The sequence below is a fragment of the Streptomyces sp. NPDC028305 genome, assembly GCF_055569495.1.
Window position 1 is genome coordinate 436335 of the sequence record NZ_JBVHTN010000011.1, and the last position, 23868, is coordinate 460202.

The 23868-nt window shown below is 71.0% G+C and carries 21 protein-coding genes; 13 read left to right on the forward strand and 8 right to left on the reverse strand.

The features are described 5' to 3' along the window. Positions 1-92: 92 nt before the first annotated feature. Positions 93-644 (reverse strand): GNAT family N-acetyltransferase, encoded by a 552-nt coding sequence (locus tag ACZ4WQ_RS41880; RefSeq protein ID WP_398377080.1) that lies wholly within the window; start codon positions 642-644, stop codon positions 93-95. A 52-nt stretch (positions 645-696) separates the two neighbouring features. Here ACZ4WQ_RS41880 and ACZ4WQ_RS41885 point away from each other — a divergent pair, with 52 nt between their 5' ends. Then, complete coding sequence (locus ACZ4WQ_RS41885; RefSeq protein WP_398377079.1) at positions 697-1299, forward strand: TetR/AcrR family transcriptional regulator; 603 nt, start codon at positions 697-699, stop codon at positions 1297-1299. Positions 1300-1340: 41 nt separating this feature from the next. On the opposite strand, the gene ACZ4WQ_RS41890 is transcribed toward ACZ4WQ_RS41885, so the two are convergent. Both ACZ4WQ_RS41890 and ACZ4WQ_RS41895 read right to left on the reverse strand, forming a co-directional pair. Beyond that, positions 1341-1850 carry a MarR family winged helix-turn-helix transcriptional regulator gene (locus ACZ4WQ_RS41890; RefSeq protein ID WP_398377077.1) on the reverse strand — a complete coding sequence of 170 codons (510 nt, stop codon included), beginning with the start codon at positions 1848-1850 and terminating at the stop codon, positions 1341-1343. Positions 1851-1929: 79 nt separating this feature from the next. After that, positions 1930-2961 carry a hypothetical protein gene (locus tag ACZ4WQ_RS41895; protein ID WP_398377076.1) on the reverse strand — a complete coding sequence of 344 codons (1032 nt, stop codon included), beginning with the start codon at positions 2959-2961 and terminating at the stop codon, positions 1930-1932. Between the two features lie 278 nt (positions 2962-3239). On the opposite strand from ACZ4WQ_RS41895, the gene ACZ4WQ_RS41900 reads away from it, so the two are divergent. From ACZ4WQ_RS41900 to ACZ4WQ_RS41915, 4 genes are read left to right on the forward strand one after another with little or no spacing between them, the layout of a single operon-like run. After that, positions 3240-5408 carry a HAMP domain-containing protein gene (locus ACZ4WQ_RS41900; protein ID WP_398377074.1) on the forward strand — a complete coding sequence of 723 codons (2169 nt, stop codon included), beginning with the start codon at positions 3240-3242 and terminating at the stop codon, positions 5406-5408. Positions 5409-5413: 5 nt separating this feature from the next. Next, complete coding sequence (gene pgsB / locus ACZ4WQ_RS41905) at positions 5414-6991, forward strand: poly-gamma-glutamate synthase PgsB (protein ID WP_398377073.1); 1578 nt, start codon at positions 5414-5416, stop codon at positions 6989-6991. Further along, entirely contained in the window at positions 6988-7470 is a 483-nt protein-coding gene (locus ACZ4WQ_RS41910; protein WP_311726534.1) for a poly-gamma-glutamate biosynthesis protein PgsC/CapC, read from the forward strand. Before pgsB ends, ACZ4WQ_RS41910 begins: the two co-directional genes overlap by 4 nt. A 20-nt stretch (positions 7471-7490) precedes the next feature. Next, positions 7491-8558 carry a C40 family peptidase gene (locus ACZ4WQ_RS41915; protein ID WP_311726533.1) on the forward strand — a complete coding sequence of 356 codons (1068 nt, stop codon included), beginning with the start codon at positions 7491-7493 and terminating at the stop codon, positions 8556-8558. A gap of 175 nt (positions 8559-8733) precedes the next feature. Here ACZ4WQ_RS41915 and ACZ4WQ_RS41920 read toward each other — a convergent pair whose 3' ends face one another. Further along, entirely contained in the window at positions 8734-9960 is a 1227-nt protein-coding gene (locus tag ACZ4WQ_RS41920; protein ID WP_468022810.1) for a hypothetical protein, read from the reverse strand. A 208-nt stretch (positions 9961-10168) separates the two neighbouring features. On the opposite strand from ACZ4WQ_RS41920, the gene ACZ4WQ_RS41925 reads away from it, so the two are divergent. Beyond that, positions 10169-10924 carry an SDR family NAD(P)-dependent oxidoreductase gene (locus ACZ4WQ_RS41925; protein ID WP_385344948.1) on the forward strand — a complete coding sequence of 252 codons (756 nt, stop codon included), beginning with the start codon at positions 10169-10171 and terminating at the stop codon, positions 10922-10924. Positions 10925-11002: 78 nt separating this feature from the next. On the opposite strand, the gene ACZ4WQ_RS41930 is transcribed toward ACZ4WQ_RS41925, so the two are convergent. Both ACZ4WQ_RS41930 and ACZ4WQ_RS41935 read right to left on the reverse strand, forming a co-directional pair. After that, positions 11003-11413 carry a hypothetical protein gene (locus tag ACZ4WQ_RS41930; protein ID WP_398377070.1) on the reverse strand — a complete coding sequence of 137 codons (411 nt, stop codon included), beginning with the start codon at positions 11411-11413 and terminating at the stop codon, positions 11003-11005. Between the two features lie 303 nt (positions 11414-11716). Next, positions 11717-12910, reverse strand: coding sequence for an RtcB family protein (locus tag ACZ4WQ_RS41935; RefSeq protein WP_385344952.1), 1194 nt, complete (start codon positions 12908-12910; stop codon positions 11717-11719). 182 nt (positions 12911-13092) lie between these two features. Here ACZ4WQ_RS41935 and ACZ4WQ_RS41940 point away from each other — a divergent pair, with 182 nt between their 5' ends. The 3 genes from ACZ4WQ_RS41940 to ACZ4WQ_RS41950 all read left to right on the forward strand — a co-directional run bounded on the left by ACZ4WQ_RS41940 (position 13093) and on the right by ACZ4WQ_RS41950 (position 16496). Continuing rightward, the gene (locus ACZ4WQ_RS41940) at positions 13093-14043 is read left to right on the forward strand and encodes a DUF3558 domain-containing protein (RefSeq protein ID WP_398377155.1); all 951 of its coding nucleotides are present in this window, start codon (positions 13093-13095) and stop codon (positions 14041-14043) included. Positions 14044-14166: 123 nt separating this feature from the next. Next, positions 14167-14907 (forward strand): hypothetical protein, encoded by a 741-nt coding sequence (locus tag ACZ4WQ_RS41945; RefSeq protein ID WP_311726528.1) that lies wholly within the window; start codon positions 14167-14169, stop codon positions 14905-14907. Positions 14908-15017: 110 nt separating this feature from the next. After that, positions 15018-16496 carry a DUF2637 domain-containing protein gene (locus ACZ4WQ_RS41950; protein WP_468022811.1) on the forward strand — a complete coding sequence of 493 codons (1479 nt, stop codon included), beginning with the start codon at positions 15018-15020 and terminating at the stop codon, positions 16494-16496. 115 nt (positions 16497-16611) lie between these two features. Here ACZ4WQ_RS41950 and lysS read toward each other — a convergent pair whose 3' ends face one another. Continuing rightward, the gene (gene lysS / locus ACZ4WQ_RS41955) at positions 16612-18363 is read right to left on the reverse strand and encodes a lysine--tRNA ligase (protein WP_311726526.1); all 1752 of its coding nucleotides are present in this window, start codon (positions 18361-18363) and stop codon (positions 16612-16614) included. A 134-nt stretch (positions 18364-18497) separates the two neighbouring features. Here lysS and argS point away from each other — a divergent pair, with 134 nt between their 5' ends. Continuing rightward, entirely contained in the window at positions 18498-20276 is a 1779-nt protein-coding gene (gene argS, locus ACZ4WQ_RS41960; protein ID WP_398377068.1) for an arginine--tRNA ligase, read from the forward strand. Positions 20277-20325: 49 nt separating this feature from the next. On the opposite strand, the gene ACZ4WQ_RS41965 is transcribed toward argS, so the two are convergent. After that, positions 20326-20892, reverse strand: coding sequence for a Uma2 family endonuclease (locus ACZ4WQ_RS41965; protein ID WP_398377066.1), 567 nt, complete (start codon positions 20890-20892; stop codon positions 20326-20328). A 257-nt stretch (positions 20893-21149) separates the two neighbouring features. Here ACZ4WQ_RS41965 and ACZ4WQ_RS41970 point away from each other — a divergent pair, with 257 nt between their 5' ends. The 3 genes from ACZ4WQ_RS41970 (at position 21150) to ACZ4WQ_RS41980 (ending at position 23835) form a co-directional block, all read left to right on the forward strand. Then, positions 21150-21740: an AMIN-like domain-containing (lipo)protein gene (locus tag ACZ4WQ_RS41970; RefSeq protein ID WP_398377065.1), complete on the forward strand. Its 591-nt coding sequence runs from the start codon at positions 21150-21152 to the stop codon at positions 21738-21740. An 86-nt stretch (positions 21741-21826) separates the two neighbouring features. After that, complete coding sequence (locus ACZ4WQ_RS41975; RefSeq protein WP_311726522.1) at positions 21827-22774, forward strand: SMI1/KNR4 family protein; 948 nt, start codon at positions 21827-21829, stop codon at positions 22772-22774. A 62-nt stretch (positions 22775-22836) separates the two neighbouring features. Next, complete coding sequence (locus tag ACZ4WQ_RS41980) at positions 22837-23835, forward strand: ketopantoate reductase family protein (protein WP_398377063.1); 999 nt, start codon at positions 22837-22839, stop codon at positions 23833-23835. Positions 23836-23868: the final 33 nt, after the last annotated feature.

A 23868-nucleotide genomic window follows, 5' to 3' on the forward strand; every position in this document is an offset into this window, starting at 1 on the left:
GGGCCGGTCACGATGTCCGGCAGGCCGGCCCGCATGGGCCGCCCGCCGGGTTGAGCCGGTGGCGACCACGGCGGCCCCGCCGCCGACCGGCCTCACCGGCTCAGGGCTCGCCATTCGGGAGCGAGGACCGCCCAGATCTGCTTGTCGTAGCGCACGCCCTCGTACGGCCATGCCTCGCGTCGCACGCCCTCCAGCGTCATGCCGAGCCGCTTGGCCACCGCCGCGCTTCGGTCGTTGTCGGCCCGGCAATGCCACTCGGCCCGGTGCAGTCCCCGGGACGTGAACGCCCAGTCCACCAACGCGCCACACGCCTGTGTGACCAGACCGTGGCCCTCGGCGGAGGGCTCCAGCCAGCAGCCGATCTCACACGAACCGAATGCGGCGTCGAAATCGGTGAACATCACGCCGCCGACCAGCACTCCACCCCGCCAGATGCCGTACAGGCGGGCGCCGTCGCCGGCCTGGCGTTCGGCGTACCGCTTGAGCGTGGCCCGCGCGCCGTCCACATCGTCGGTGACGAACGTGGGTCCGACCCAGGGGCGAATGTGCTCGCGGGCCCGATCCAGATGGTCGGCGAACTCCTCGGCATGCCAGACCTCCAGCGGACCGAGGCGTGCACCGTCGCGCAGCGACAGCGAGAACATGAGCGGCCTCCTCATTCACATAACACTCGTTACGGCAATGTAGCGTGGCGGCATGCCACGCACCAAGGGAGATCACGAGGCCCGCCGACGCGATGTCTCCGAAGCCGTCTGGAAGGTGATGGCGACACGCGGCTTCGCCGGTCTGACCCTGCGCGCCGTCGCCGCCGAACTCGGCGCGACCACCGGCCTGCTGACGCACTACTTCCCCACCAAGCACGCCTTGGTGGAGTACGCCCTCGACCTCCTCGAACAGCGCACCATCTCCCGACCCCGCCGCCAGGCGGGCCAAGGCCTGGCCGCCCTCAGGGACGCACTGCTCGACATCCTGCCGCTGACTCCCGAGGCCGCCGACAGCAACCGGATCTGGGTCTCCTCCTGGGACGCCGCACTCTCCGACCCCGCCCTGAGCACCGACTACGCCCGCAAGTACGCCCAGAGCCGCGACAGGCTGAGCGAGCGGGTCGCCGCGGCCCAGGCGCTCGGCGAACTACCCCCGGGCAACCCCGCGCACATCGCGGCCGGCGCCCAGTCCTTCGTTCTCGGCCTGGTGGTGCAGGCCCTGTTCGACCCGGCGGCGCTCCCGCCACAGCGGCAGGTCGAGCTCCTGGACGACTACCTGGCCGGCCTGGGCGCCCGCGCCTCTCCGGAATCCTGAGTCGCTCGCCGGAGCGGTCGCCCCAGCCGGTACCGGCCCCGTCAGGATGAGGCCGGTGGCGAGACGTCGACATCCGCCTCGGCGTGCGCGACGAAGTCGTCGGCCAGGCGGTGGAAGAGCCCGGCGAGCTGTCCCAGGTCCTCGGCCGACCAGTCCGCCAGGGCCATCGCCATGCCGCGGCGGCCGGCTTCCCGGATGCGCTCGACCGCGGCCAGGCCGGCGTCGGTGAGCTGGACGCGCTGGGCGCGGCGGTCGTCCGGGTCCGGGACGCGGATCACATAGCCGGCCTTCTCCAACTGCCCGAGTTGCCGGGTGACATGGGATGCCTCCACGGACAGCCGGACCGCCAGCACCCCCGGGCGCAACGGCTCGCTCTCGGCGATGTGCCGCAGGATCGCCACGGCGGCCCGGTCCAGGGACAGTCCGGCCAGGGCCATCAGGCGCTCGTGCTGCCGGGCTCGGCCGGCCAGGTAGGCGATACGCGTCAGGGCGCGCTCGATCTCGACCAGGTCCGCCGAGACGGGTGCCGCTGAGGATGGCGGTGTGGACATGGCACCACCATACAGATGCTTGCCTGAGTCAAGCAATGTTTTCGGCCCAGGGCTTCGAAGCCGTGCGGGGCGCGGCCGGTCAGTCGGTCGCGCCCGGCTCGGGGGCCCGCTTCGACCAGCGGGCGGTCACCACGTTCACCGCCGCGACGGCGCGGGCGGCCTCCCGGCGGTCGGTGCGGACCGCGTTGGCGAACTCGACGTGGAGGAAGGGGCTGTCCTCCTCCGCGGCGTTGCGGCCCTGTTCGTTGGTGCGGCCCTCCAGGGGGCAGGAGCGGACCCAGGCGCGGCAGACCGTGAAGTCGCGGGCGCGGAGGGCGCTCGCGAGGGCGCGGGCGTCGGTGCGGCTGTGGTGGGTGGCGCGGCCGGTCGACGCGATCACGTCGTAGTCGGGGGCCGTGTCGTCCGCGAAGCCGTGGATCTGGATGCCGGGCAGTCCGCGTCCGGCGAGTTCGGCGCAGACTGCGGCGAAGACGGTGTCGCGCCGGTGGGCGACGTCGGCGGCGTCGCCGGTGCCGGCGGCGCGGTGGGCGCCCGCGAGCACGAGGACGCCGCCCGGGGTGCCGCGCAGCACGCCGACGCCCAGCTGTTCGGTGCGGGCGTCCGCGATCGGGTGGGGCACCTGGACGGACCAGCGCACGGGGGCCGAGAGGTCGAGGTACACGCGGCCCCAGCCGCGGGGCGAGGGGCCGGCGTCGGTGCGGTCGGAGATCTCGGCGTAGCGCCGGCCGGTGGCGCTGTCGGTGATCGTACGGAGGTCGAAGTCCAGGGCGTCCAGCCGCTCCGCGGCCTCGGCGCGGTGGCCGTCCAGGAGGAGCCCGACGGCGCGGGCGACGCCCCGGCGGTCGGAGCGCGTGGGCGGCAGATAGCCGGTGTCCGCGCCGAACCGGGCGGTGTAGTCGTCGACCCGGCGCTCCAGGTCGGTGCCGGCCGGCGCGCCGTCGGGGGTGGTTCCATGGTCGCCGCCGCCCCCGCGCAGGGCGAGGGCCCATGTCAGCAGGGCGGCCGTGGCGGTGAGCGCCAGGGCGGCGAGGGCGAGGGTGGTCCTCCGGGAAGCGGCGAACGGGGGCTTCCGGGGCGGGCGGTCGGCTCTCATGCTGGAGTCGGCTCTCATGATGAAACGGACGATAGCGGGGCAACCAGTTCCGCTCCCGACCGGCGCCGCTCGGGATTGAGCGATCTGACTCACATTTTCAACGCCTCACGCAACCTTTAACCTCTCTGGTTGATCCAAACCCCACGGGTCGCGTATTTGCGCGCGGCCGCGCGCCCGCGGGGCCGCGCATCGGCGCGCCCCCCCATATGGCGCGAACATCCAGGTATTTCCAGAGAGGAGCCCCCGTGGCCGCTTCGGCGCCGAAGCGGCGGCGAAAGATCCGCCGACGGGCAGACATGTCACTGATAGGCGGCATTCGTCCTCCTATAGCCGTACTTTCGGCTCTGCTCCTCTCCCTGGCGGGAATCACCGCCCTCACCTTCGGCAAGACCGAGAACGTCCTCGTCCCCAAGGCGGTGCTGACCTCCCAGCAGCGCTTCGCCGAAGACGGGGCCGTCTCACTGCGCGCCTCCCTCGACGAGTCGGTCACCGACCTCGAACGCACCGCGATCCTCTTCAACGAGGGCAACCCGGTCTCCGCGGACGCCGTGCTCGACAAGACGGGCAGCGTCTACCAGAAGTGGAGCGGCACCGCGATCATCGAGATCAAGTCGGGCAAGCTGCTCGCCGCCCGGGGCGAGACCGTGCCGCTCACGGTGATCGACCGCACCAAGCTCTCCGACGAGGACGGCCTGGCGCCCCGCCTGGTCCGGCTGAAGAACGGCCAGACCCGGCTGATCGCCCTCGCCCTGCTCTCCTGGAAGGGCCAGCCCCAGCAGTTGCTGATCGCCTCCAGCAATCTGAAGGTGCCCGGGGTGAGCCTGGGCACGGGCCGCGGCATCGGCGTCGTCGACTCGACCGGCACGATCCTCAGCAGCGACGGCGCCCTCGACAGCGAGCGGGCCCAGGCCCAGCTGAAGAAGTTCGCCACCACCGCCGCCAAGAAGGCCCGGCAGAACCCCCTCAGCTCCAAGGAGCCGGGCTCCGGCGGCTACGCGGGCGTCAGCGGCAGCTTCACCGGCGACTCCGCGGGCGACCGGCGGACCGTCGGCGGCTACGCCTCGCTCGCCGCCGCCGAGCCGGGCGAGTCCACGGTGGCCAGCGGCCTGGGGCTGAGCATCGTCACCCAGGTCGGCATCACCGAGCGCGCCTCCCAGCTGGCCCGGCCGGCGTTCGGGCTGGCCGCCGCGGGCGCGCTGCTGCTCATCGGCGGACTCGCCATCGCGCTGCTGCTCGGCACCGTACAGCGCCCCCTGATCCGGCTGTTCCTGGAGAGCCGCCGGCTCACCCGCGGCGACCTGGCCCGCCCGGTGACCGTGCCCCGGTTCGGCGAGGCCGCCCGGATCGGCCGCGCCCTGGAGCGGCTGCGGCAGCAGCTGCACGGGGAGTCCCCCGAGGGCACGCCGTCCGGTGCCCGCGGCGGCCGGCGCCTGGGCACCCGCGCCCTGGTCGCCGTCTCCGCCGTCCTGCTGCTGACCTGGTCGATCCCGCTGACCCTGCTGCTCAACCGCCCCGACTCGACCGTACGCATCCCGGCCCAGGTGGTCCGCGACCAGAAGGCGCGCACCGAGACCATCAGCGACCGGGTGCGCCGGGGGCTCAACGAGGGCGACGCGGACCTGTCCGCCGTCGCCACCCTGATCGGCGGCCGCACCACGCCCGCCGACATGACCACCGTGCTGGAGCGCACCATCGAGGAGCACCCCCGCTACGAGTCCGTCTACGTCCTGAGCGCCGACGGCGAGGTGCTCGCCCGGGCCGGGTCCACCCCGCACCACTCGTCCGGCGAACGCCCCGCCGCCCAGGCCCTCAAGGTGTCCGGGCACGGCGGCAAGAAGCCCGTCATCCGCGCCACGGCCCCGCTCCAGGGGCAGGCGGGCGCCGCCGTCGTGGGCGAGTTCGACATCAACTTCGTCAACGCGCTGCTGCGCCGCGACGGCCTCGGCCAGGTCCGGGTGGTCGACGCCAAGGGCCGGGTCATCGCCGGGAACACCGGCTATCTGGCCTTCCAGAAGATGCCCGGACACCTGACCGGGCTGTTCGACGCCAAGCGGGCGCACGCCGAGGTCCAGCGCGGCGACGACGTGCGGATCGCGGCCGCGGCCCCGATGACGGGCGGCGGCGCGGCGAAGGTCCTCGACTGGACCGTCGTCAGCTGGCAGCCCGCGTCCCGGCTCGAAATCCCCGCGTACACCCTCCAGAACCGCACCGTGCTGGTCGGACTGCTCGGCCTCACCGCGGCCGCGGCCTGCCTGGGCTGGCTGCACATCGTGGTCGTCCGCCCGCTGCGCGCCCTCGCCGACCAGGCCGAGACGCTCGCGGACGGCGACCGGCGTACCGTCCTCTTCCCGCGCCACCACGACGAGGTCGGCGCCGTCGTCCGCAGCCTGGAGCTCATCCGGCAGCAGCTGCAAGAGCAGCAGCGCGGACGCGACGGCGCTCGCCCCCTCGCCGGAAGGAACTGAACACCGTGCTCTTCCTCTACACCGTGCTCATGGTGTGCTGCGCGATCCTGCTGGTCGCCGGGGTCGTGGAGCAGCGGCGGCACTTCGCCAACCTGGACAACATCCCCACCCGGGTGCTGGTCAACGGCATCCGCGGCAAGTCGTCCATCACCCGGTTGTGCGCGGGTGCGCTGCGCGGCGGCGACCTGGTCACCGTCGCCAAGACCACCGGTACGGCGGCCCGGTTCATCCACCCCGACGCCACCGAGGAGCCGGTCTACCGCAAGTTCGGCATCGCCAACGTCGTCGAGCAGATCGGCATCGTGCGGCGCGCCGCCGCGTACCGCCCGGACGCGCTGGTCATCGAGTGCATGGCCGTCATGCCGGCCCTCCAGGAGATCAACCAGTCCAAGCTGATCCGCTCCACGATCGGCGTGCTGTGCAACGTCCGCGAGGACCACCTCGCCGAGATGGGCCCGACCCTGGACGACGTGGCGCGCTCGCTGTGCCGCTCCATGCCGGAGGGCGGCATCTGCGTCACCGCCGAGAAGGAGCGCCTGCACATCCTCCAGGAGGAGGCCGACGCCCGCGACTGCCGCCTGATCTACGCCGACCCGGAGACGGTCAGCGACGAGGAGCTGCGCGGCTTCAGCTGGTTCACGTTCAAGGAGAACGTGGCGATCGCGCTCGCCGTCGCCGAACTCCTCGGCGTGGAGCGCGAGACGGCCCTGAAGGGCATGTACGACGCGCCGCCGGACCCCGGCGTGCTGTCGGTCGAGCGCTACCGCACCCCCGAGGGCAAGCGGCTGCGCTTCGCCAACGTCTTCGCGGCCAACGACCCCGAGTCGACGCTGATGAACATCAACCAGCTGCTCGACCTCGGCGCGATCCACCGCCCGCTCAACGTGGTGATCAACTGCCGCCCCGACCGCGTCGAACGCAACGGCCAGATGGGCGAGATCATCCCCGGCCTCGACCCCGAGCACGTCTTCGTGATCGGCCACCCGGCCAAGTCCGCCATCGACGCCATCCCGGCCGCGTACCGCTCGCGCGCCGTCGATCTCGGCGGCGACCGGCGCGACCCGGAGGAGTTCATGCAGCAGATGCTCGGGATGCTCGGCCCCGACTCCTCGCTGGTCGCCATCGGCAACATCCACGGCCAGGGCGAGCTGCTCCTGGAGCACCTTGCCGAGCTCCCCCCGGACGACGACCCGGACGCCTCCGACGCCTCCGACGCCGCCGCCGACCCGGCGCCCGCAGGACCGGCGGCCGTGGACACCCCGGCCCACGTCGGCGGGGTCCCGGCCGGCCACACCCCGGCCGACGCCGACGGCACACTGCTCCCCGCCATGCCCGAACACGGCGACACGGTGCAGCTGTACGCGCCCCGTATCGACCCCTACCAGCGCTACCCCGAGGCGTACGAGACGCGGTACGGGCAGCGGCAGTACGCCCCGGAGCCCGTGCAGGACGGCTCGGCCGGCTCCCGCGGCTTCTTCGAGCCCCGGGTACCGCCCACACCCCTCGTCGCAGATCCGCCCCTCGTCGCAGACCAGCCCCCCGCAGCAGACCAGCAGTGGCAGAGCCCAGGAGAGCCGCGTTGATCCCCTCCGTCCTCACCCCCGAGATCGCCGCGCTCGGTATCGCGCTCGGGCTCTTGTTCTCGCTCGTCTGCTATCTGACGACCAACCTCTCGCCCGGCGGCATGATCACCCCGGGCTGGCTCGCGCTCACCCTCGTCGAGGACCTCCAGCGCGCCGCCATGGTCGTCGGCGTCACGGTGCTCACCTACGTGTGCGTCCTGCTGCTCCAGCGCTTTGTGATCCTCTACGGCAAGCGGCTGTTCGCGGCCGTCGTGCTCACCGGCGTGCTGCTCCAGGCCACGGTGATGATCGCGCTGACCATCGAGTTCCCGCTGATGTACAGCAACCAGACGCTCGGATTCATCGTGCCCGGCCTGATCGCCTACCAGCTGGTGCGCCAGCCCAAGGGCCCCACGCTGCTGGCCACCGGCTCGGTGACGCTCATGGCGTACGTCGTCCTCACCGCCGGGATCCTCCTCGGCGTCATGCCGTCCTCCTGACCCCACCACCGGAGCCGACCATGTCTGCCAAGAAGAACTCGAAGAAACGCCTCGTCATACACGCCGCGACCGTGATCGCGCTGCTCGGCACCAGCGCGTTCCTGACCGTGGAGCTGCGCAAGGAGGAGAGCGCCAAGGCCCCGGCGGTGCAGAAGGTCACCGACGACCCGCAACTGGAGAACAGCGCCCAGGACACCGGGGAGCGGACCTGGGAGCGGCTGAAGAACCCGGAGCGCACCGTGCTGCGCGGCTCGAAGGGCCAGGTGCTCGCCACCTTCACCGACGGCGCCCGCACCGCCACCCTCAAGGGCCCCAGCCGCACCTTCGCCGAGCCCGCCAACACCACCTCCCGCGTGGTGACCGAGGACTGGGTGCGGCTGATGCCCGAGCCCTGGCGCAAGGGGGCGGAGAAGGAGAAGTGGTTCAAGGACTGGTTCCAGGAGTTCTTCAACAGCGAAGAGGACGACGTCTTCGCGATCGCCTTCCAGTACATCCAGGGCGCGCCGGTCAAGAAGGACGACGAGGGCATCCCGTACGCGGGTGACGCCGTCTTCGGGCCGTTCAAGGCGGACGGCGTCGACCGCCTGGAGCAGAACGACTTCTTCGACTACCTGGGCATCCCGTACACCTTCCGGAACGGCTCCATCATGCAGCCGCGCAAGGAGCGCTACCGGGCGCTGGACTGCTCCGGCTTCATGCGCATGGTGTGGGGCTACCGCGCCCGCTACCCGCTGAGGGCCACCAACACCCTCGGGGACGGACTGCCGCGCACCGCCGACGGCATGGCCCGCTCGAACGTGGGCACCGACATCATCAAGCTCCAGGGCCCCTCGCCGTGGTACACGCGCCCGACCAACATCGACGTGCTGCAACCCGGCGACCTGCTCTTCTTCAAGATGGACCACCGCACCGGCAACCACATGGACCACGTCGCCCTGTACCTCGGCGTGGACACCGACGGCCACCGGGTGTTCATCTCCAGCCGCAAGGAGGTCAACGGCCCGACCATGGGCGACAAGGGCGGTGCCTCGCGCATCGACGGCAACGGCTTCTACGCCAAGCTGTTCCGCAGCGCGAAGCGGCTCTAGAGCGCGGCTCCGGGGAGGGGTACGGACGGCTGTGCCGAGCCCCGTACCGCTCCCCCGTGCTCAGCGCACGCTCCTTTACCGGCAGGGGTGCGCGAGCACAGGGGAGGGGCGTCGCCGGGTCATTCGCCCGGGCTGGTCTGCCTGGCCGGCGTGGCTGCGATCAGGTATTCGCCGCTTAGGCGGTGACCTCGTCGTTCTCGCGGGTCACGCTGAGGACGCAGCCGGTGTCCGGGTCGATCAGGACCTCGAAGACCTCGTGGCCGCGCTTGACGTCGACGTCCCAGACCTTCTTGGACTCCTTGTGGTCCTGGTCCTTGTCGTCCTGGTCCTTCTTCCCGTGGTCCTTGTTCTCGCGGTCCTTGTGGTCCCGGTCCTTGTTCCCGTGGTCCTTGTGGTCCTGGTCCTTGTGGTCCCGGTCCTTGTTCTCGCGGTCCTTGTGGTCGTCGGTCCGCTGCTGCGGGCCCTTGTGCTTGGACTCCTCGCGCTTGTGGTCCTCCCCGTGCTTCTGCTCCTTGCCGGCCTCGTCCTCCTCCTCGCACTCGTCTTCCAGCTCGGCGCTGATGGCCCGGCCACCGACCTCGCACTCGGCGATCTCGACGGCCTCGTTGAGCGTCACGCGGCCTTCGCTGCGCTTGCCCTCGTCCTCTTGCTTGCCCTCGTCCTCTTGCTTGCCCTCGTCGTCCTGCTTGTTCTCGTCCTCTTGCTTGCCCTCGTCCTCGTGGCGGCGCTGGTCCTCCTGCCGCTCCTCGCCCCCGTGGCGGGCCTCGTTCTGGGGCTGAGCTTCCTTGCGGGGCTGCTCGGCGGCCTCGGACTCCGAGGAGTCGTACTGCTGCCCGAGGTTCGAGTACTGGGCGAGGGCGGCGTATGCCTTGCCGACGCCGGGGACCGCGCGGAGGGCGTTGTCCTGGCTGCCCTGGTCGTCGCTCTCGGACTCGGCGGCCTGCTCCTCGTCCATCGCGCGGTCGGCGGAGGGCTGCGCGAGGCTGCGCTGCTGAGCGCCGCCGTACTGACCGCCGTTGCCGTGCTCGCGCTTCTTCTCGTGCTCGCGCTTGTTGTTCTGCTCGTTGTTCTCGTTCTCGTTGTTGTTGTTCTCGTCCTCGTCCTCGTTCTTGTTCTCGTGGTCGCGCTTATTCTCGTGGTCGCGCTTCTTCTCGTGCTCGCGCTTGTTCTCGTGCTCGCGCTTGTTCTCGTGCTCGCGCTTGTTCTCGTCCTGCTCCTCGTTGCCCTGCTGGCAGCTGCTGTTCGCCCCGGAATGGGGACCGGGGGTGGCACTGCCGGCCGCCCAAGCGGCCGTCGGCGCACCGGTGACGAGTGCCGCGGCCGCGATAGCTCCGGCTGATGCGACACCCCAGCGGCGAAGGGCGCGGCGGGGCCGCTGGGTGAATCTGATGTGCTGGGTCATGGGCTGTTTTCACTCCTTGGCACAGGGAGGCTCCGGACCGGCAGCGCGCCGGACGCAGTGCACCCTTCCCCGGGCCCCTCCCGCCGTAGCGGGTTTCGATCTTCAGTCCCCCGATTGGCGTCAAATCTGTACGTCATATCCTGCGTATGGATCACAAGCACGCAGGATGTGCGCTGATCATGCCCATTACGTCGCCTCAGGAGGGTCGATGACCACCCGTACCGCAGTCGTCACCGGCGCGAGCAGCGGGATCGGGGCCGCGACCGCCCGCCGCCTCGCCGCCGCCGGATTCCGCGTCGTCCTCGCCGCCCGCCGCAAGGAGCGCGTCGAGACGCTCGCCGCCGAGTTGACGGAGGCCGGGCACGAGGCCGTGGCGCAGGTGCTGGATGTGACCGACCGCACCGCCGTGGACGCCTTCGCCGCCGGCCTGGACCGCTGTGACGTACTGGTCAACAACGCGGGCGGGGCCGTCGGCACCGAGACCGTCGCGACCGCCGACCCGGCCGACTGGCGGGCGATGTACGAGGTCAACGTGGTGGGCGTGCTCAACGTCACACAGGCCCTGCTGCCCGCGCTGATCGCCTCCGGCGACGGCACCGTCGTCGTTCTGTCCTCCACCGCGGGCCACATCGCCTACGAGGGCGGCGGCGGTTACGTGGCGGCCAAGCACGGCACCCACGCCATCGCCGCCACCCTCCGTCTCGAGCTGTCCGGCGACCCGGTGCGGGTGATCGAGATCGCCCCGGGCATGGTCCGGACCGACGAGTTCGCGGTGAACCGCTACCGCGGCGACGAGGACAAGGCCGCCGCGGTCTACGAGGGCGTGGCCGAGCCGCTCACCGCCGACGACGTCGCCGACACCGTCGAGTGGGCGGTCACCCGCCCCTCGCACGTCAACATCGACCTGATGGTCATCCGCCCGCGCGCCCAGGCGGCCCAGCACAAGGTGCACCGGGAGCGCTGACCCGCCCTCTCACGCGCACGACGACGGCCCGCCCCGGTACAACACCGGGGCGGGCCGTCGTCGATGACGGTGCGCGGGTCAGGCGGCTTCGCCGGTGCGGATGCTGATCCAGCCGGTCCAGCCGGTGCAGTCACGGTTGATTCCGCCGCTGCGGGCACAGACGCGGAACTTGATCCGGCCGGTCTCCGTCATGTCGTAGTCGCAGGTGACCGTCCAGCCCGTGCCGAGCGCGTTGTCGCACTCGCCCTCGCGGCCGTAGTCGGTGTACCAGTCGACCACGGTGCGCTGGCCGTCCGCGTAGAGGTCGGTGGCCTCGATGTCGTCGCCGTTGCCGATGAAGCACCCCCTGCCGGTCCACACGTCGAGGGTCGGGTGCTGGTTGCTGACGCAGGTCTTGCCGTCTGCGGCGGAGGCGGGGGCGGCGGAAAAGCCGCCCACAATCAGAGCAGCGGCACCGACCGCGGAAGCGGCACGGGAAATGAATCTCACCTGTTCTCTTCTGCGAATCAGGGAATTGGATTGCGGAGATGCTAGCGGCCTCAGGCGGCCGTGAAAACCGCCTGCGATCAAGCTCTTTGTGCCGTGAAGTAGCTCCGCTCCGGTAACCTCAGAAGAACCTCAAGAAATTCACGAACAGAAAGCAGACGGCTATTCTCCGCTGCGTGCCGGCGATCAATCACGTGCCACTGATGGTGAATTGGACACGATTTCTTTCGAATTGCCAGGGCGCGGGCAACGCGATGGCCCCGACCTTGACCGGTCGGGGCCATCGATCACGGGCAGTCCTGCGCCTCAGCCCTTCACGCACACCAGCTGCTTGAGCTTCGCCACCACCTCGACGAGGTCCCGCTGCTGGTCGATGACCTTCTCGATGGGCTTGTACGCGCTGGGGATCTCGTCCACGACGCCGGAGTCCTTGCGGCACTCCACACCCCGCGTCTGCTCCTCCAGGTCCCGCGTAGAGAAACGCTTCTTCGCGGCGTTGCGGCTCATCTTCCGGCCCGCGCCATGCGAGGCGGAGTTGAACGACGCCGCGTTACCCAGCCCCTTCACGATGTACGAACCGGTGCCCATCGAGCCGGGGATGATCCCGTACTCGCCGCTGCCCGCCCGGATCGCGCCCTTGCGGGTCACCAGCAGGTCCATGCCCTCGTAGCGCTCCTCCGCCACATAGTTGTGGTGGCACGAGATGACGGGCTCGAAGACCGGCCTGGCCTTCTTGAACTCCTTGCGGACGACGTCCTGGAAGATCGCCATCATGACCGCGCGGTTGTACTTCGCGTACTCCTGCGCCCAGAACAGATCGTGCCGATACGCCGCCATCTGCGGGGTGTCCGCGATGAAGACCGCCAAGTCGCGGTCGACCAGGCCCTGGTTGTGCGACAGCTTCCGGGCCTCGCCGATGTGGTACTCGGCCAGTTCCTTGCCGATGTTCCGGGAGCCGGAGTGCAGCATCAGCCAGACCGAGCCCGCCTCGTCGAGGCAGAACTCGATGAAGTGGTTACCGGAACCGAGCGAACCCATCTGCTTCACGGCCCGCTCCTGACGGAACCTGACCGCCTCGGCGACCTCGCCGAACCGCCCCCAGAAGTCGTCCCACCCCGGCGCCGAGAAGCCGTACAGCTGCCCCGGGTCGACCGGGTCCTCGTGCATCCCGCGCCCGACCGGAATCGCCTGCTCGATCCGCGACCGCAGCCGCGAGAGGTCCCCAGGGAGGTCCTCGGCCGTCAGCGAGGTCCGCACGGCCGACATCCCGCAGCCGATGTCGACGCCGACCGCCGCCGGGCACACGGCGCCCTGCATCGCGATCACCGACCCGACGGTGGCGCCCTTCCCGTAGTGCACATCCGGCATCACGGCCAGGCCCTTGATCCACGGCAGCGTCGCCACATTCCGCAGCTGCTGCATGGCCACGCCCTCGACCGTCGCAGGATCGGTCCACATACGGATCGGAACCTGCGCCCCGGGCAGCTCGACATACGACATGTTTTACTCATTCCCCCACAGAAGACTGAAAACGCAAAAGCCGGGCCAAGGCCCCCAAGATCGGCGGGCGACCGGCAGACGCGGCGGCGCGTGCGATAGACATTGTCTTCAGCCCCCACCCACGGGCGGCAAGCAGTTTTCGCTCGAAGAGACGCGAGAAGAGACGCGGAGGGACAAGGTTGGTGCAGCCAGCGCAGCAGCGAAGGGCGTATGTGCCGGGTGCCGCACGGACCGCCGCCGTGCTCACCGCCCTCCTCGCCACCATCGGCCTCAGCGGTTGCACCAGCTCCGCCTCGAACGCGGGCCTCGACGACGGCAAGTCCGGCGACTCCGGGGCGCCGGTGGCCGCCGCGCCCGGCAAGTACCGCACCCTCCCCGAGGCGTGCGGCTCGGTCGACTCCAAGACGCTGCGCACCCTGCTGCCCGGCGCCGACGAGGACGCCGAGGTGTACGACGGCCAGGCCACCGTCACCTACGACACCGACCGGCGGGTCGGCTGCCGCTGGAAGCTGGAGACGGGGAGCGGCACCCGCTATCTCACCATCGACTTCGAGCGCGTCGTCTCGTACGACCCGACGGTCAGCGACGACGACCAGGCGAAGGACCGGTACGAGAAGAAGGCCGCCGCCGTGCACCTCCCCGGCGCCTCGGCCTCCCCCGGCACCCCCTCCGGCTCGGGCTCCGGTTCCGGTTCCGGCTCGCCGAGCAAGAGCGCGTCGAAGGAGTCCTCCTCGGCCTCCGGAACCTCCGGAACCTCCGGGATCTCCGGGAACGACGTCCCCCGGGACGGCGGCTCGAAGGACGACGGCTCCTCGACCGAGGAGCCGAAGAGCGGCACCTCCGGCACCGACACGTCCGGGACCGGCCCCTCCGGCGACGCCGACAGCGAGGAGACCGCCGCGCCGCGCCGCCTGGACGACCTCGGCGACGACGCGTTCCTCGACGACCAGCTCATCACCACCGACTCCGGCATCCACCGCGATGTCACCGTCGTCTTCAGGTCCTCGAATGTGATTGCCACCATTGAGTACGACCAGTGGTCGACCGACAAGACGCACATTCCCAGCAGCGAAGAATTGCAGGTCAACGCGGAAGATCTGGCCCAGGAGCTGACCGGGCGGCTCAACGAATAGACCGGTCGACGGGGCGCCGCGCAAGACGTCCGAATTGGGCCGCCCGCGCATCGGCCGCGTACCGTGCCGACTAATGACGCGGGCGGGACGGCCGCCCATCGACCGAGAACGAGCGAAGGACCCATGCACCGAACAGCCCCTCGACTCGCCCGTATATTCGCCAGCGCAGCCGTACCGGTGGTGCTCGTCGCAGGCTGCTCCTCCGGCTCCGACAAGGACGGAAACGACGGAAAGAACTCGGACGGCGCGTCGAAGTCGGCCACGCCCAGCCCGACGCCGACCGTCGCGGCCGCAAAGTACGAGACGCTCCCCGAGGTCTGCCCGACCCTGTCGGCGAAGACCATCGACCAGCTGGTGCCCAAGGCCGAGAGCAAGAAGGGCAAGGAGCTCCCCTCCGCCGATGCCAACCAGTCGGCCAGCTGCCTTTGGGCCGGGCTCAACGGCTTCAAGTACCGGCAGCTGACCGTGTCCCTCAAGCTCTTCAGATCCGAGGTGTCGCTGGGCTCCGGCGACAAGCGCGCCGAGACCTACGCCACCGACCAGGCCCAGAAGGCCGCCACGGCGGACGGCGCCAAGAACGCCAAGTCCGGGCAGGTGTCAGGCCTCGGTGACGCGGCCATCACCGTCAGCACGGAGACGAAGAAGGACGGCGACGAGTTCCGGAACCAGACCGTCGTGGTCCGCACGGCGAATGTGGTCGTGACCCTCGAGTACGACGGCGCGGGCTACGAGGACGAGAAGACGCCCGACCCCAAGGCGCTGCTCAAGGACGCCCAGACCGCCGCCAAGGAGGTCGTCGCCTCGATCGGGAAGGACGCCGGGAAGAGCTCCGGAACGGGCGCTTCCAGCGGCGGCGCCGCATAGCCGGCAACACCCTTCCCCCGCCGCCACTTCCCCGTCCCCCCGTCCACCGCCCTTGACGTGTATGCGACGCTGGGCGCGCCGAATGTTGTAGGACGGGGGAGGGGTCGCGGGTGGCCGCGATGCAGCTGACACGTACGCACCGAATACTGATCGGGGTGGTCGTCACCGGGGCGGTGGTGATCGCCGCGATCGGCTTCGCGGGCTCCTACTCCGCCGTGCGCGACCTCGCCCGCGACAAGGGCTTCGGCGCCTTCGCCAACGTCCTGCCCATCGGGATCGACGCGGGAATCGTCGTCCTGCTCGCGCTCGATCTGCTGCTGACCTGGCTGCGGATCCCCTTCCCCCTGCTGCGCCAGACGGCCTGGCTGCTGACCGCCGCCACCATCGCCTTCAACGGCGCGGCCGCCTGGCCCGACCCGCTCGGCGTCGGCATGCACGCCGTCATCCCGATCCTGTTCGTCGTCTCCGTCGAGGCCGCCCGGCACGCGATCGGCCGCATCGCCGACATCACCGCCGACCGCCACATGGAGTCGGTCCGCGTGGCCCGCTGGCTGCTGGCGCCGGTGCCGACGTTCCGACTGTGGCGCCGGATGAAGCTGTGGGAGCTGCGCTCCTACGACCAGGTCATCAGGCTCGAACAGGACCGGCTCGTCTACCGCGCCCGGCTACGGGCCCGCTACGGCCGCGCCTGGCGCCGCAAGGCCCCGGTCGAGTCGCTGATGCCGCTGCGCCTGGCGCGCTACGGGGTGCCGCTGGCCGAGACCGCCCCGGCGGGGCTCGCCGCGGCGGGCCTGGACCCGGCCGAGCTGACGCCGACGCCGCAGCCCGCCGCGCTGCCCTACGGGGGCCGGGCCGCCGGGGCCGGCGGGGCCCTGGGGATTCCCGGGGGCGCGGAGGTGCCGGGAGCCGTCGGGGCGCCGGGGGTGAACCGGGCCGGGGTCCAGGAGCGTGAGCTTCCGCTCTCGTTCCCGCTGCCGGTGTACCAGCAGCAGGGGTACCAGCAGCCCGCCACGCATGAGCACGACGGGCGGGCGGCGACCGGCTTCGAGCAGGCCGCGGGGCACCCGGCCGCCGGACAGCCGCAGCCGCAGCCGCAGCCGCAGGGCGCCGAGGCCCAGCAATCCCAGATCCCACAGCCGCAGATCCAGCAGCCGCAGGTTCAGCAGCTCCAGGCCCCGCAGCAGCAGGTTCAGCAGCCCGTGGCGGAGGCCGACGAGGCGCAGGACACCGGGTCGCAGCTGACCGCCCCGGTCGGCGCGGGGGGCCGGGTCCGGCCGCTCGGCGGACAGGGCACCAGCAGCCAGGTCCCCTACGTGCCGTCGCAGCGGGACCACGAGCCCTTCGGCGAGCCCGAGCCGTACGAGACGGCCGCCCCGCTCGGGAACCTGCCGGACGACATGCCGCGCGACGAGGCGTACTACGGGGCCTTCCACCAGCACGTCACGAACAACGGCAAGTTCCCCTCCCCGTTCCAGTTCGCACGGCTGCTGCGCGAGAAGTACGGCATCACCGACCTCGGTGACGGCGATGTGCGCCAGCAGTTGGAGGAGTGCAAGGAGCGTTACCGGCTGGAGATGCCCGCCACCTAGGCGTGCTGTCCGGGCCGCACGCGCCGCCGGGGGCAGAAAACCGGAGACAGAAAAGCGGGCGGGCCGGACTCACGAGGAGTCCGGCCCGCCCGCTGCCCGAGAGCGTCGGGCCGCGTCAGGCCGCGAGCAGCTTGCGCACCCGGTCGGCGCCCACCGCCAGCAGCAGCGTCGGCAGCCGGGGGCCCGTGTCGCGGCCGACCAGCAGCTGGTAGAGCAGCGCGAAGAACGTGCGCTGGGCGACCTTCAGCTCAGGCGTCGGCTTGGCATCCGCCGCGAGCCCGGCCTGGAGCTTCGGCACTCCGTAGACCAGCGTCGTCAGCCCGTCCAGCGACCAGTGGGTGTCGAGCCCGTCCAGCAGCAGCCGCAGCGACTCGCGCTCGGTCTCGCCGAGCGACGCGAGCAGCTCGGTGTCCGGCTCCTCACGCACCCGGGTGCGCTGCTCGGCCGGGACCTGGGTGGTGATCCAGCGCTCGGCCTTGTCGAGCCGCGGCCGGGTCTCGTCCAGGGACTTCACCGGGTTGTCCGGGTCGAGCTCGCTGAGGATGCGCAGCGTCTGCTCGTCATGGCCGGTGGTGATGTCGACCACCGACGCGAGCGTGCGGTACGGCAGCGGGCGCGGGGTGCTCGGCAGCTCGCCGGAGGCGGTGCGGGTGGCGCGGCTGTACGCGGCCACGTCCGCCGGCTGGGCCGTGCCCTCGGTGATCTTGCGCTCCAGGGCGTCCCACTCGTCGTAGGTCCGCTGGATCTCCTGGTCGAAGGCGATCTTGAAGGACTGGTTCGGCCGGCGGCGCGCGTACAGCCAGCGCAGCAGCGGCGCCTCCATGATCTCCAGCGCGTCGGCCGGGGTGGGCACACCGCCCTTGGAGGAGGACATCTTGGCCATGCCGCTGATGCCCACGAACGCGTACATCGGGCCGATGGGCTGCTCGCCGCCGAAGACCTCGCGCACGATCTGCCCGCCGACGACATACGAGGAGCCGGGCGAGGAGTGGTCGACGCCCGACGGCTCGAAGACCACGCCCTCATACGCCCAGCGCATGGGCCAGTCGACCTTCCAGACCAGCTTGCCCCGGTCGTGCTCGCGCAGCAGGACGGTCTCGCCGTGCCCGCAGACGCAGCTGTACGCCATCTCGGTCGTCTCGTCGTCGTACGAGGTGACGGTGGTCAGGTCGCGCTCGCACACCGAGCAGTACGGCTTGTACGGGAAGTACCCCGCGCCGCCCGCGCTGCCGTCGTCCTCGCTGGCCGCGCCGGAGCCCTCGGCGGCCTCCAGCTCGGCCTCGTCGACCGGCTTCTGCTGCTTGGCGGGGGCCTTCTTCGCCCCGGCCTTGTCCTTGGTGCGGTAGCGGTCGAGCACGGCATCGATCTGCTCGCGGTGGCGCATCGCGTGCAGGATCTGCTCGCGGTACGCGCCCGAGGTGTACTTCTCCGTCTGGCTGATGCCGTGGAACTCGATCCCCAGCTCCTTGAGCGCCTCGATCATCGGCGCCTTGAAGTGCTCGGCCCAGTTCGCATACGCGGATCCGGGCGGGGCGGGGACGGAGGTCAGCGGCTTGCCGATGTGCTCGCTCCAGGACGGGTCGATCCCGGCCGGGACCTTGCGATACCGGTCGTAGTCGTCCCAGGACACGATGTGCACACACTCATAGCCGCGCCGCCTGATCTCGTCGGCCACCAGGTGCGGGGTCATGACCTCGCGCAGATTGCCGAGGTGGATCGGGCCGGACGGGCTGAGGCCCGAGGCGCAGACGATTGGTTTGCCGGGGGCGCGACGCTCCGCCTCGGCAATGACCTCGTCGGCGAATCGGGAGACCCAGTCGGTCTCGGTGCTCTGAGCCACGGTCGGCACTTCCTTCCTTGCGGTCATGGCTCGACCATTGTCCCAGACGGAACGAGGCCCCCAAAGGTTTTCCACAGGGGGCCGAAGCGCCGGACAAACCGTTGGACACGCCGTGAAATACTGGGGTGGAGCCAACCATCTACCGGAATGGCATTCCACTCATGGCCTCGGTCCCATCCCTCGCCGCTACGGTCCACCAGCGTCTCGCGGACGCCCTCTCGGCTGCCCTGCCGGAGGCCGGCGTCGCCGACCCGCTGCTGCGACGAAGCGACCGGGCCGACTTCCAGGCCAACGGGATGCTGGCGCTCGCGAAGAAGCTCAAGGGCAACCCGCGCGAGCTGGCCGCGAAGGTGGTGGAGGGCCTGCCGGCCGGCGAGCTGATCGCGGACATCGAGGTCTCCGGCCCCGGCTTCCTCAACATCACGGTGTCGGACGGGGCGATCGTCAACACCCTCGCCGCCCGCGCCGCCGACGCGCGCCTCGGCGTGCCGTACGCGGAGAACCCCGGCACGACGGTCGTCGACTACGCCCAGCCGAACGTGGCGAAGGAGATGCACGTCGGCCATCTGCGCTCGGCGGTGATCGGCGACGCGGTCGTGCGGATCCTGGAGTTCGCGGGCGAGAAGGTGGTCCGGCGCCACCACATCGGCGACTGGGGCACCCAGTTCGGCATGCTCATCCAGTACCTGATCGAGCACCCGCACGAGCTGGACCACAAGGCCGGCGACGGCCTGGCCGCCTCCGGCGAGGAGGCCATGTCCAACCTGAACCGCCTCTACAAGGCGGCTCGGGCGGTCTTCGACTCCGACGAGGAGTTCAAGGAGCGGTCCCGGCGCCGGGTGGTGGACCTCCAGGCCGGGGACGAGGAGACGCTCGCCCTGTGGCGCAGGTTCGTCGACGAGTCGAAGATCTACTTCTACTCGGTCTTCGACAAGCTGGACATGCAGATCCACGACCCCGACGTCGTCGGCGAGTCCGGCTACAACGACATGCTGGCCGAGACCTGCCGGCTGCTGGAGGAGTCCGGCGTCGCGGTGCGCTCCGAGGGCGCGCTGTGCGTCTTCTTCGACGACGTCAAGGGCCCGGACGGCAAGCCGGTGCCGCTGATCGTGCAGAAGTCCGACGGCGGCTTCGGCTACGCGGCCACCGACCTGTCCGCGATCCGCGACCGGGTCCGGAATCTGGAGGCCGACTCGCTGGTGTACGTGGTGGACGCCCGGCAGTCGCTGCACTTCAAGATGGTCTTCGAGACCGCCCGCCGGATCGGCTGGCTGAACGAGGAGACACACGCCTATCAGCTCGCCTTCGGCACGGTCCTGGGCAAGGACGGCAAGCCGTTCAAGACCCGTGAGGGCGAGACGGTGCGGCTGGTGGACCTGCTGGACGAGGCCGTCGAGCGGGCGGCGGCGGTCGTGCGCGAGAAGAGCGAGAAGCTGGGCCTGACGGAGGAGGAGATCGCCGAGCGCGGCGCCCAGGTCGGCATCGGCGCGGTGAAGTACGCGGACCTGTCCACGTCGGCCGCGCGCGACTACAAGTTCGACCTGGACCAGATGGTCTCGCTCAACGGCGACACCTCGGTGTATCTCCAGTACGCGTACGCCCGGATCCAGTCGATCCTGCGCCGCGCCGACGAGGGCCAGAAGCCGGTCGCCCACCCCGAGCTGTCCCTGGCCCCGGCCGAGCGGGCGCTGGGCCTGCACCTGGACCAGTTCGCGGAGACGCTGCGGGAGGTCGCGGCGGGCTATGAGCCGCACAAGCTGGCCGCGTATCTGTACCAGCTGGCCTCGCTCTACACGACCTTCTACGACAAGTGCCCGGTCCTGAAGGCCGAGGGCGGCCCGGCCCAGGTCGAGAACCGCCTCTTCCTGTGCGACCTCACCGCCCGCACCCTCCACCAGGGCATGGAGCTGCTCGGCATCCGCACCCCCGAGCGCCTCTGAGCGCTCCCGCACCGGAATGGCAAGACGGCGGCCCCGGCCGGGGCCGCCGTCAGGCGTACTGGGTGAAGCCGCCAGTGGAGATCTTCACGCCCAGCGCCGGGAGTTCGACGTCCTCCCCGTACAGCCCGTGGAGGACGCCCTGGTAAGCGCCCTCGCGGGGGACCGTGTACAGGGTCCAGGTGCCGTCCCGTGGATCGACCAGCAGATAGGCGGGAATGCCCGCATCCGCGTACCAGCCGACCATCTCGCGCGTGTCCTTGGAGCTGTTGCCCTTGGAGACGACCTCGCAGACGAGCTCGACATCGCCGGGGTCGGCCAGCCACTCGTCGGACTCGCCGAAACCCGCGTCGCAGACGAGCAGGTCGGGGGTGGCGTAGTCGTCCTTGTCGTCCGGCAGCGACACGGAGGCGACCTGGTAGGTATTCAGATGGTCCGGCAGGGCCGGGCGCAGTTGGTCGTAAAGCTCGTTGATGATCCCGGCGTGCCTGCCGCGCGGGGTCGGGGACATCATGAGAACTCCTCGAATGATCTCGGCGCGCAGGCCGGTCACTTCCTCAGCTGCTTCGGCGGCCTTGCGAAGTCGGCTCATGCCAAGCTCCGGGATGGTGAGGGTCATGGTGTCAACCTTCCTATGCGAAAAGTCTAGCCTTGGAACCGCCGCTATACGGTGACCCCGGCAGCGCCCTCGGCGCCCCGTCAGGCACACCGTCGGCCATCACCGCATCGGGTGACGGGTCCGGGCCCACTCCCCCGCCCCATGCTTTTGCGACAAACTCCCCTCCCGCCCGGCCGAAAACCATCGATGCCGACAACCTCACGCCAACCGGGGCAGTCGGACGTCACGTACTGGCAATCGATCGTTGGGGAGCAGACATGCGACGGTGGACCGCACTCGCGGCGCTGACGCTGGCGGTCGCCGGGCTGGCGACGACGGCGGGGACGGCCGGTGCCGCGGCCCCGTCGAAAGCGGCTTCGGCGCAGGCGGCCGCCTGCGCGACCGCGTGGGGCAGCGGCGACAAGGCCGTACAGCCGGCCGGCCACAGGCTGCTGAAGAACATACGGGCCGGTCAGCACGAGTGCTTCGACCGCCTGGTGTTCGACGTCAAGGGCGGCACGACGGCGGATCCGACCGGCTACCGCGTCGGCTATGTCGACGCGATGTACCAGGATGGCTCCGGGGACCCGATCGCCGTCGGCGGCGGCGCGATCCTGGAGATCCATGTGGCCGCGCCGAGCTACGACCTGGAGAACGGCGGCGAGACGTACCCGGGGCGGGCCGGGAAGCCGCTGCCCGGGGTGGACATCGCCGGATTCCGCACCTTCAAGGACACCCGCTTCGGCGCCAGTTTCGAGGGTGAGACCCAGGTCGGGCTCGGCGTGCGCGCCCGGCTGCCGTTCCGGGTCCTCCAGGCGGACGGCCGCCTGATCGTCGATGTCGCCCACTCCTGGGCCGCCGCGCGCTGACCCGACGGGCACGCCGTCCCGGCCCCCACCAGAGCCGGGGCCGGGACCGCGGCCGAATGTCAGTGGCACGCGCTTCACTGTCCCTTGTGAACGAGAAAGAACTGCTGCCGTCGCTCCACGGCCTGGTGTGGCCGGACACCGGGAAGCTGGACTGCCCGGCGGCCGGGCACGGCGCGGGGCACATGTGTCTGACGATCACCGACGCCGCGGGCCTGGGCGAGCTCGTGGAGACGCTCAGCGGCTGGTACGGGGAGCCGCGCGCCCTCGTGTCGGAAGGGCGCGCCGACCCCACGGCGAGCGAATGGACCGGGCTGCCGCTCATCGCCCCCTTCGGGGACGGCGAGCGCGTCGCCGAGATGCGCGTCTGGGCCTTCGGCGGCCGGTGGATCGGCTGCGGCGTGGTCCGCGTCGGCAGCGAGGCGCGGCTGGTGGTGGTCCTGGCCCCGCGCACCACCCCGTCGCCGGGCGCGCTGCCCGCCGACGCCTCCTGGCTGGACCGGCTCGTCGCCGTGACCGGCTGGGACGCGGAGCAGGTGCGCATCGACCCGATCCGGCTGGACCGGATGCACAGCGGCCGGATCCGCACGGCCGACTGCGCTGCGGCCGAGGAGCGGCTGGGGACGGCGCTGCCGAGTGACTACAAGCTACTGGTCGAGACGTTCGGCGACGGCGCCTTCGACGGCTTTCTGAACATCTATCTGCCGGCCGACATCGTCAAGGTTGCCGAGTTCGCGTCCGGTTGGGCGAAGGCGCACGGCACCCCGTCCTGGGAGCCGCACCCGCCGTTCCCCGAGCCGGGCGGGCTGCTGCCGTGGGCGGGCACCGAGCACGAGACGTCGTTCTACTGGGTCGCCGAAGGGCCGGACCCCGACGCGTGGCCCGTCTATGTCACGGAGGTCGGCCCCGAGGCCGGGGACCGGTTCGCCATGACGACCACGGAGTTCGTCTTCCGCATGCTCGCCGACCCCGAGCACCCCTACTCCATGCCCGCCGACTTCGCCGCCCGCTGGTTCATGAACTACAGCAGGCCCTAACAGCAGTGCGCCGGATCCCCGGCGGTAACGTGACGACCCGAACGGGCGAAAGGGGAGCCGGGATGCGGTATGTCGTCATCGGAGCGGGCGCCGTCGGGGGCGCGATCGGCGGCCGGCTCTCCCAGAGCGGGCACGACGTCGTCCTGGTCGCGCGCGGAGCGCACCACGAGGCGCTGCGGCGGGACGGACTGCGGCTGGTGACCCCCGACGGCACCCACCGCCTCCCGGTGCCGGTGGCCGACCGACCCGAGGCCGTCGAGCTGCGCCCCGACGACGTGCTCGTCCTCGCCGTCAAGACCCAGGACAGCGTGGCCGCGCTGGACGCCTGGGCGCCCCGCCCGGTGGCCGGCGGCGGAGTGGCGGGCGACCGGCTGCCGCTGGTCTGCGCGCAGAACGGGGTGGAGAGCGAGCGGCTGGCGCTGCGGCGCTTCCGCCAGGTGTACGGCATGTGCGTCTGGCTGCCCTCCACCCACCTGGAGCCGGGCGTGGTCATCGCGCCCTGCGCACCGCAGACCGGCATGCTGCACCTGGGCCGCTATCCGTCCGGCGCGGACGAGACGGCCCGGCAGATCTCGGCCGATCTGGAGAAGTCCCACTTCCTCGCGCCGGTCGTGCCGGACGTGATGCGCTGGAAGTACGCCAAGCTGCTCAGCAATATCGCCAACGCCGTGGAGGCCGTCTGCGGGCCGGACGCGGGCGCGGACGCGGCGGCCCTGGTCGAGCGCGCCAAGGCGGAGGGCGTCGCCGTCCTCGACACGGCGGGCATCGCCCACACCAGCGCGGCCGAACAGAGCGCGGCGCGCACCGGAAAGATGGACATACAGCCTATCGAGGGCAGGGCCCGGGGCGGCGGCTCGTCGTGGCAGAGCATGGTCCGGGGCGCCGGGACGATCGAGGCCGACTATCTGAACGGCGAGATCGTGCTGCTGGGCCGGCTCCATGGGGTGCCGACCCCGGTCAACGAGGCGCTGCGGCGCACCGCGAACGAGTGCGCCCGCGAGCGCCGCGCCCCCGGCACGATCACGGCGGCGCGGCTCACCCGGATCATCGACGCAGCCTGAGCTTGTGGTGAGTATGAGACAGCGACACGCCGC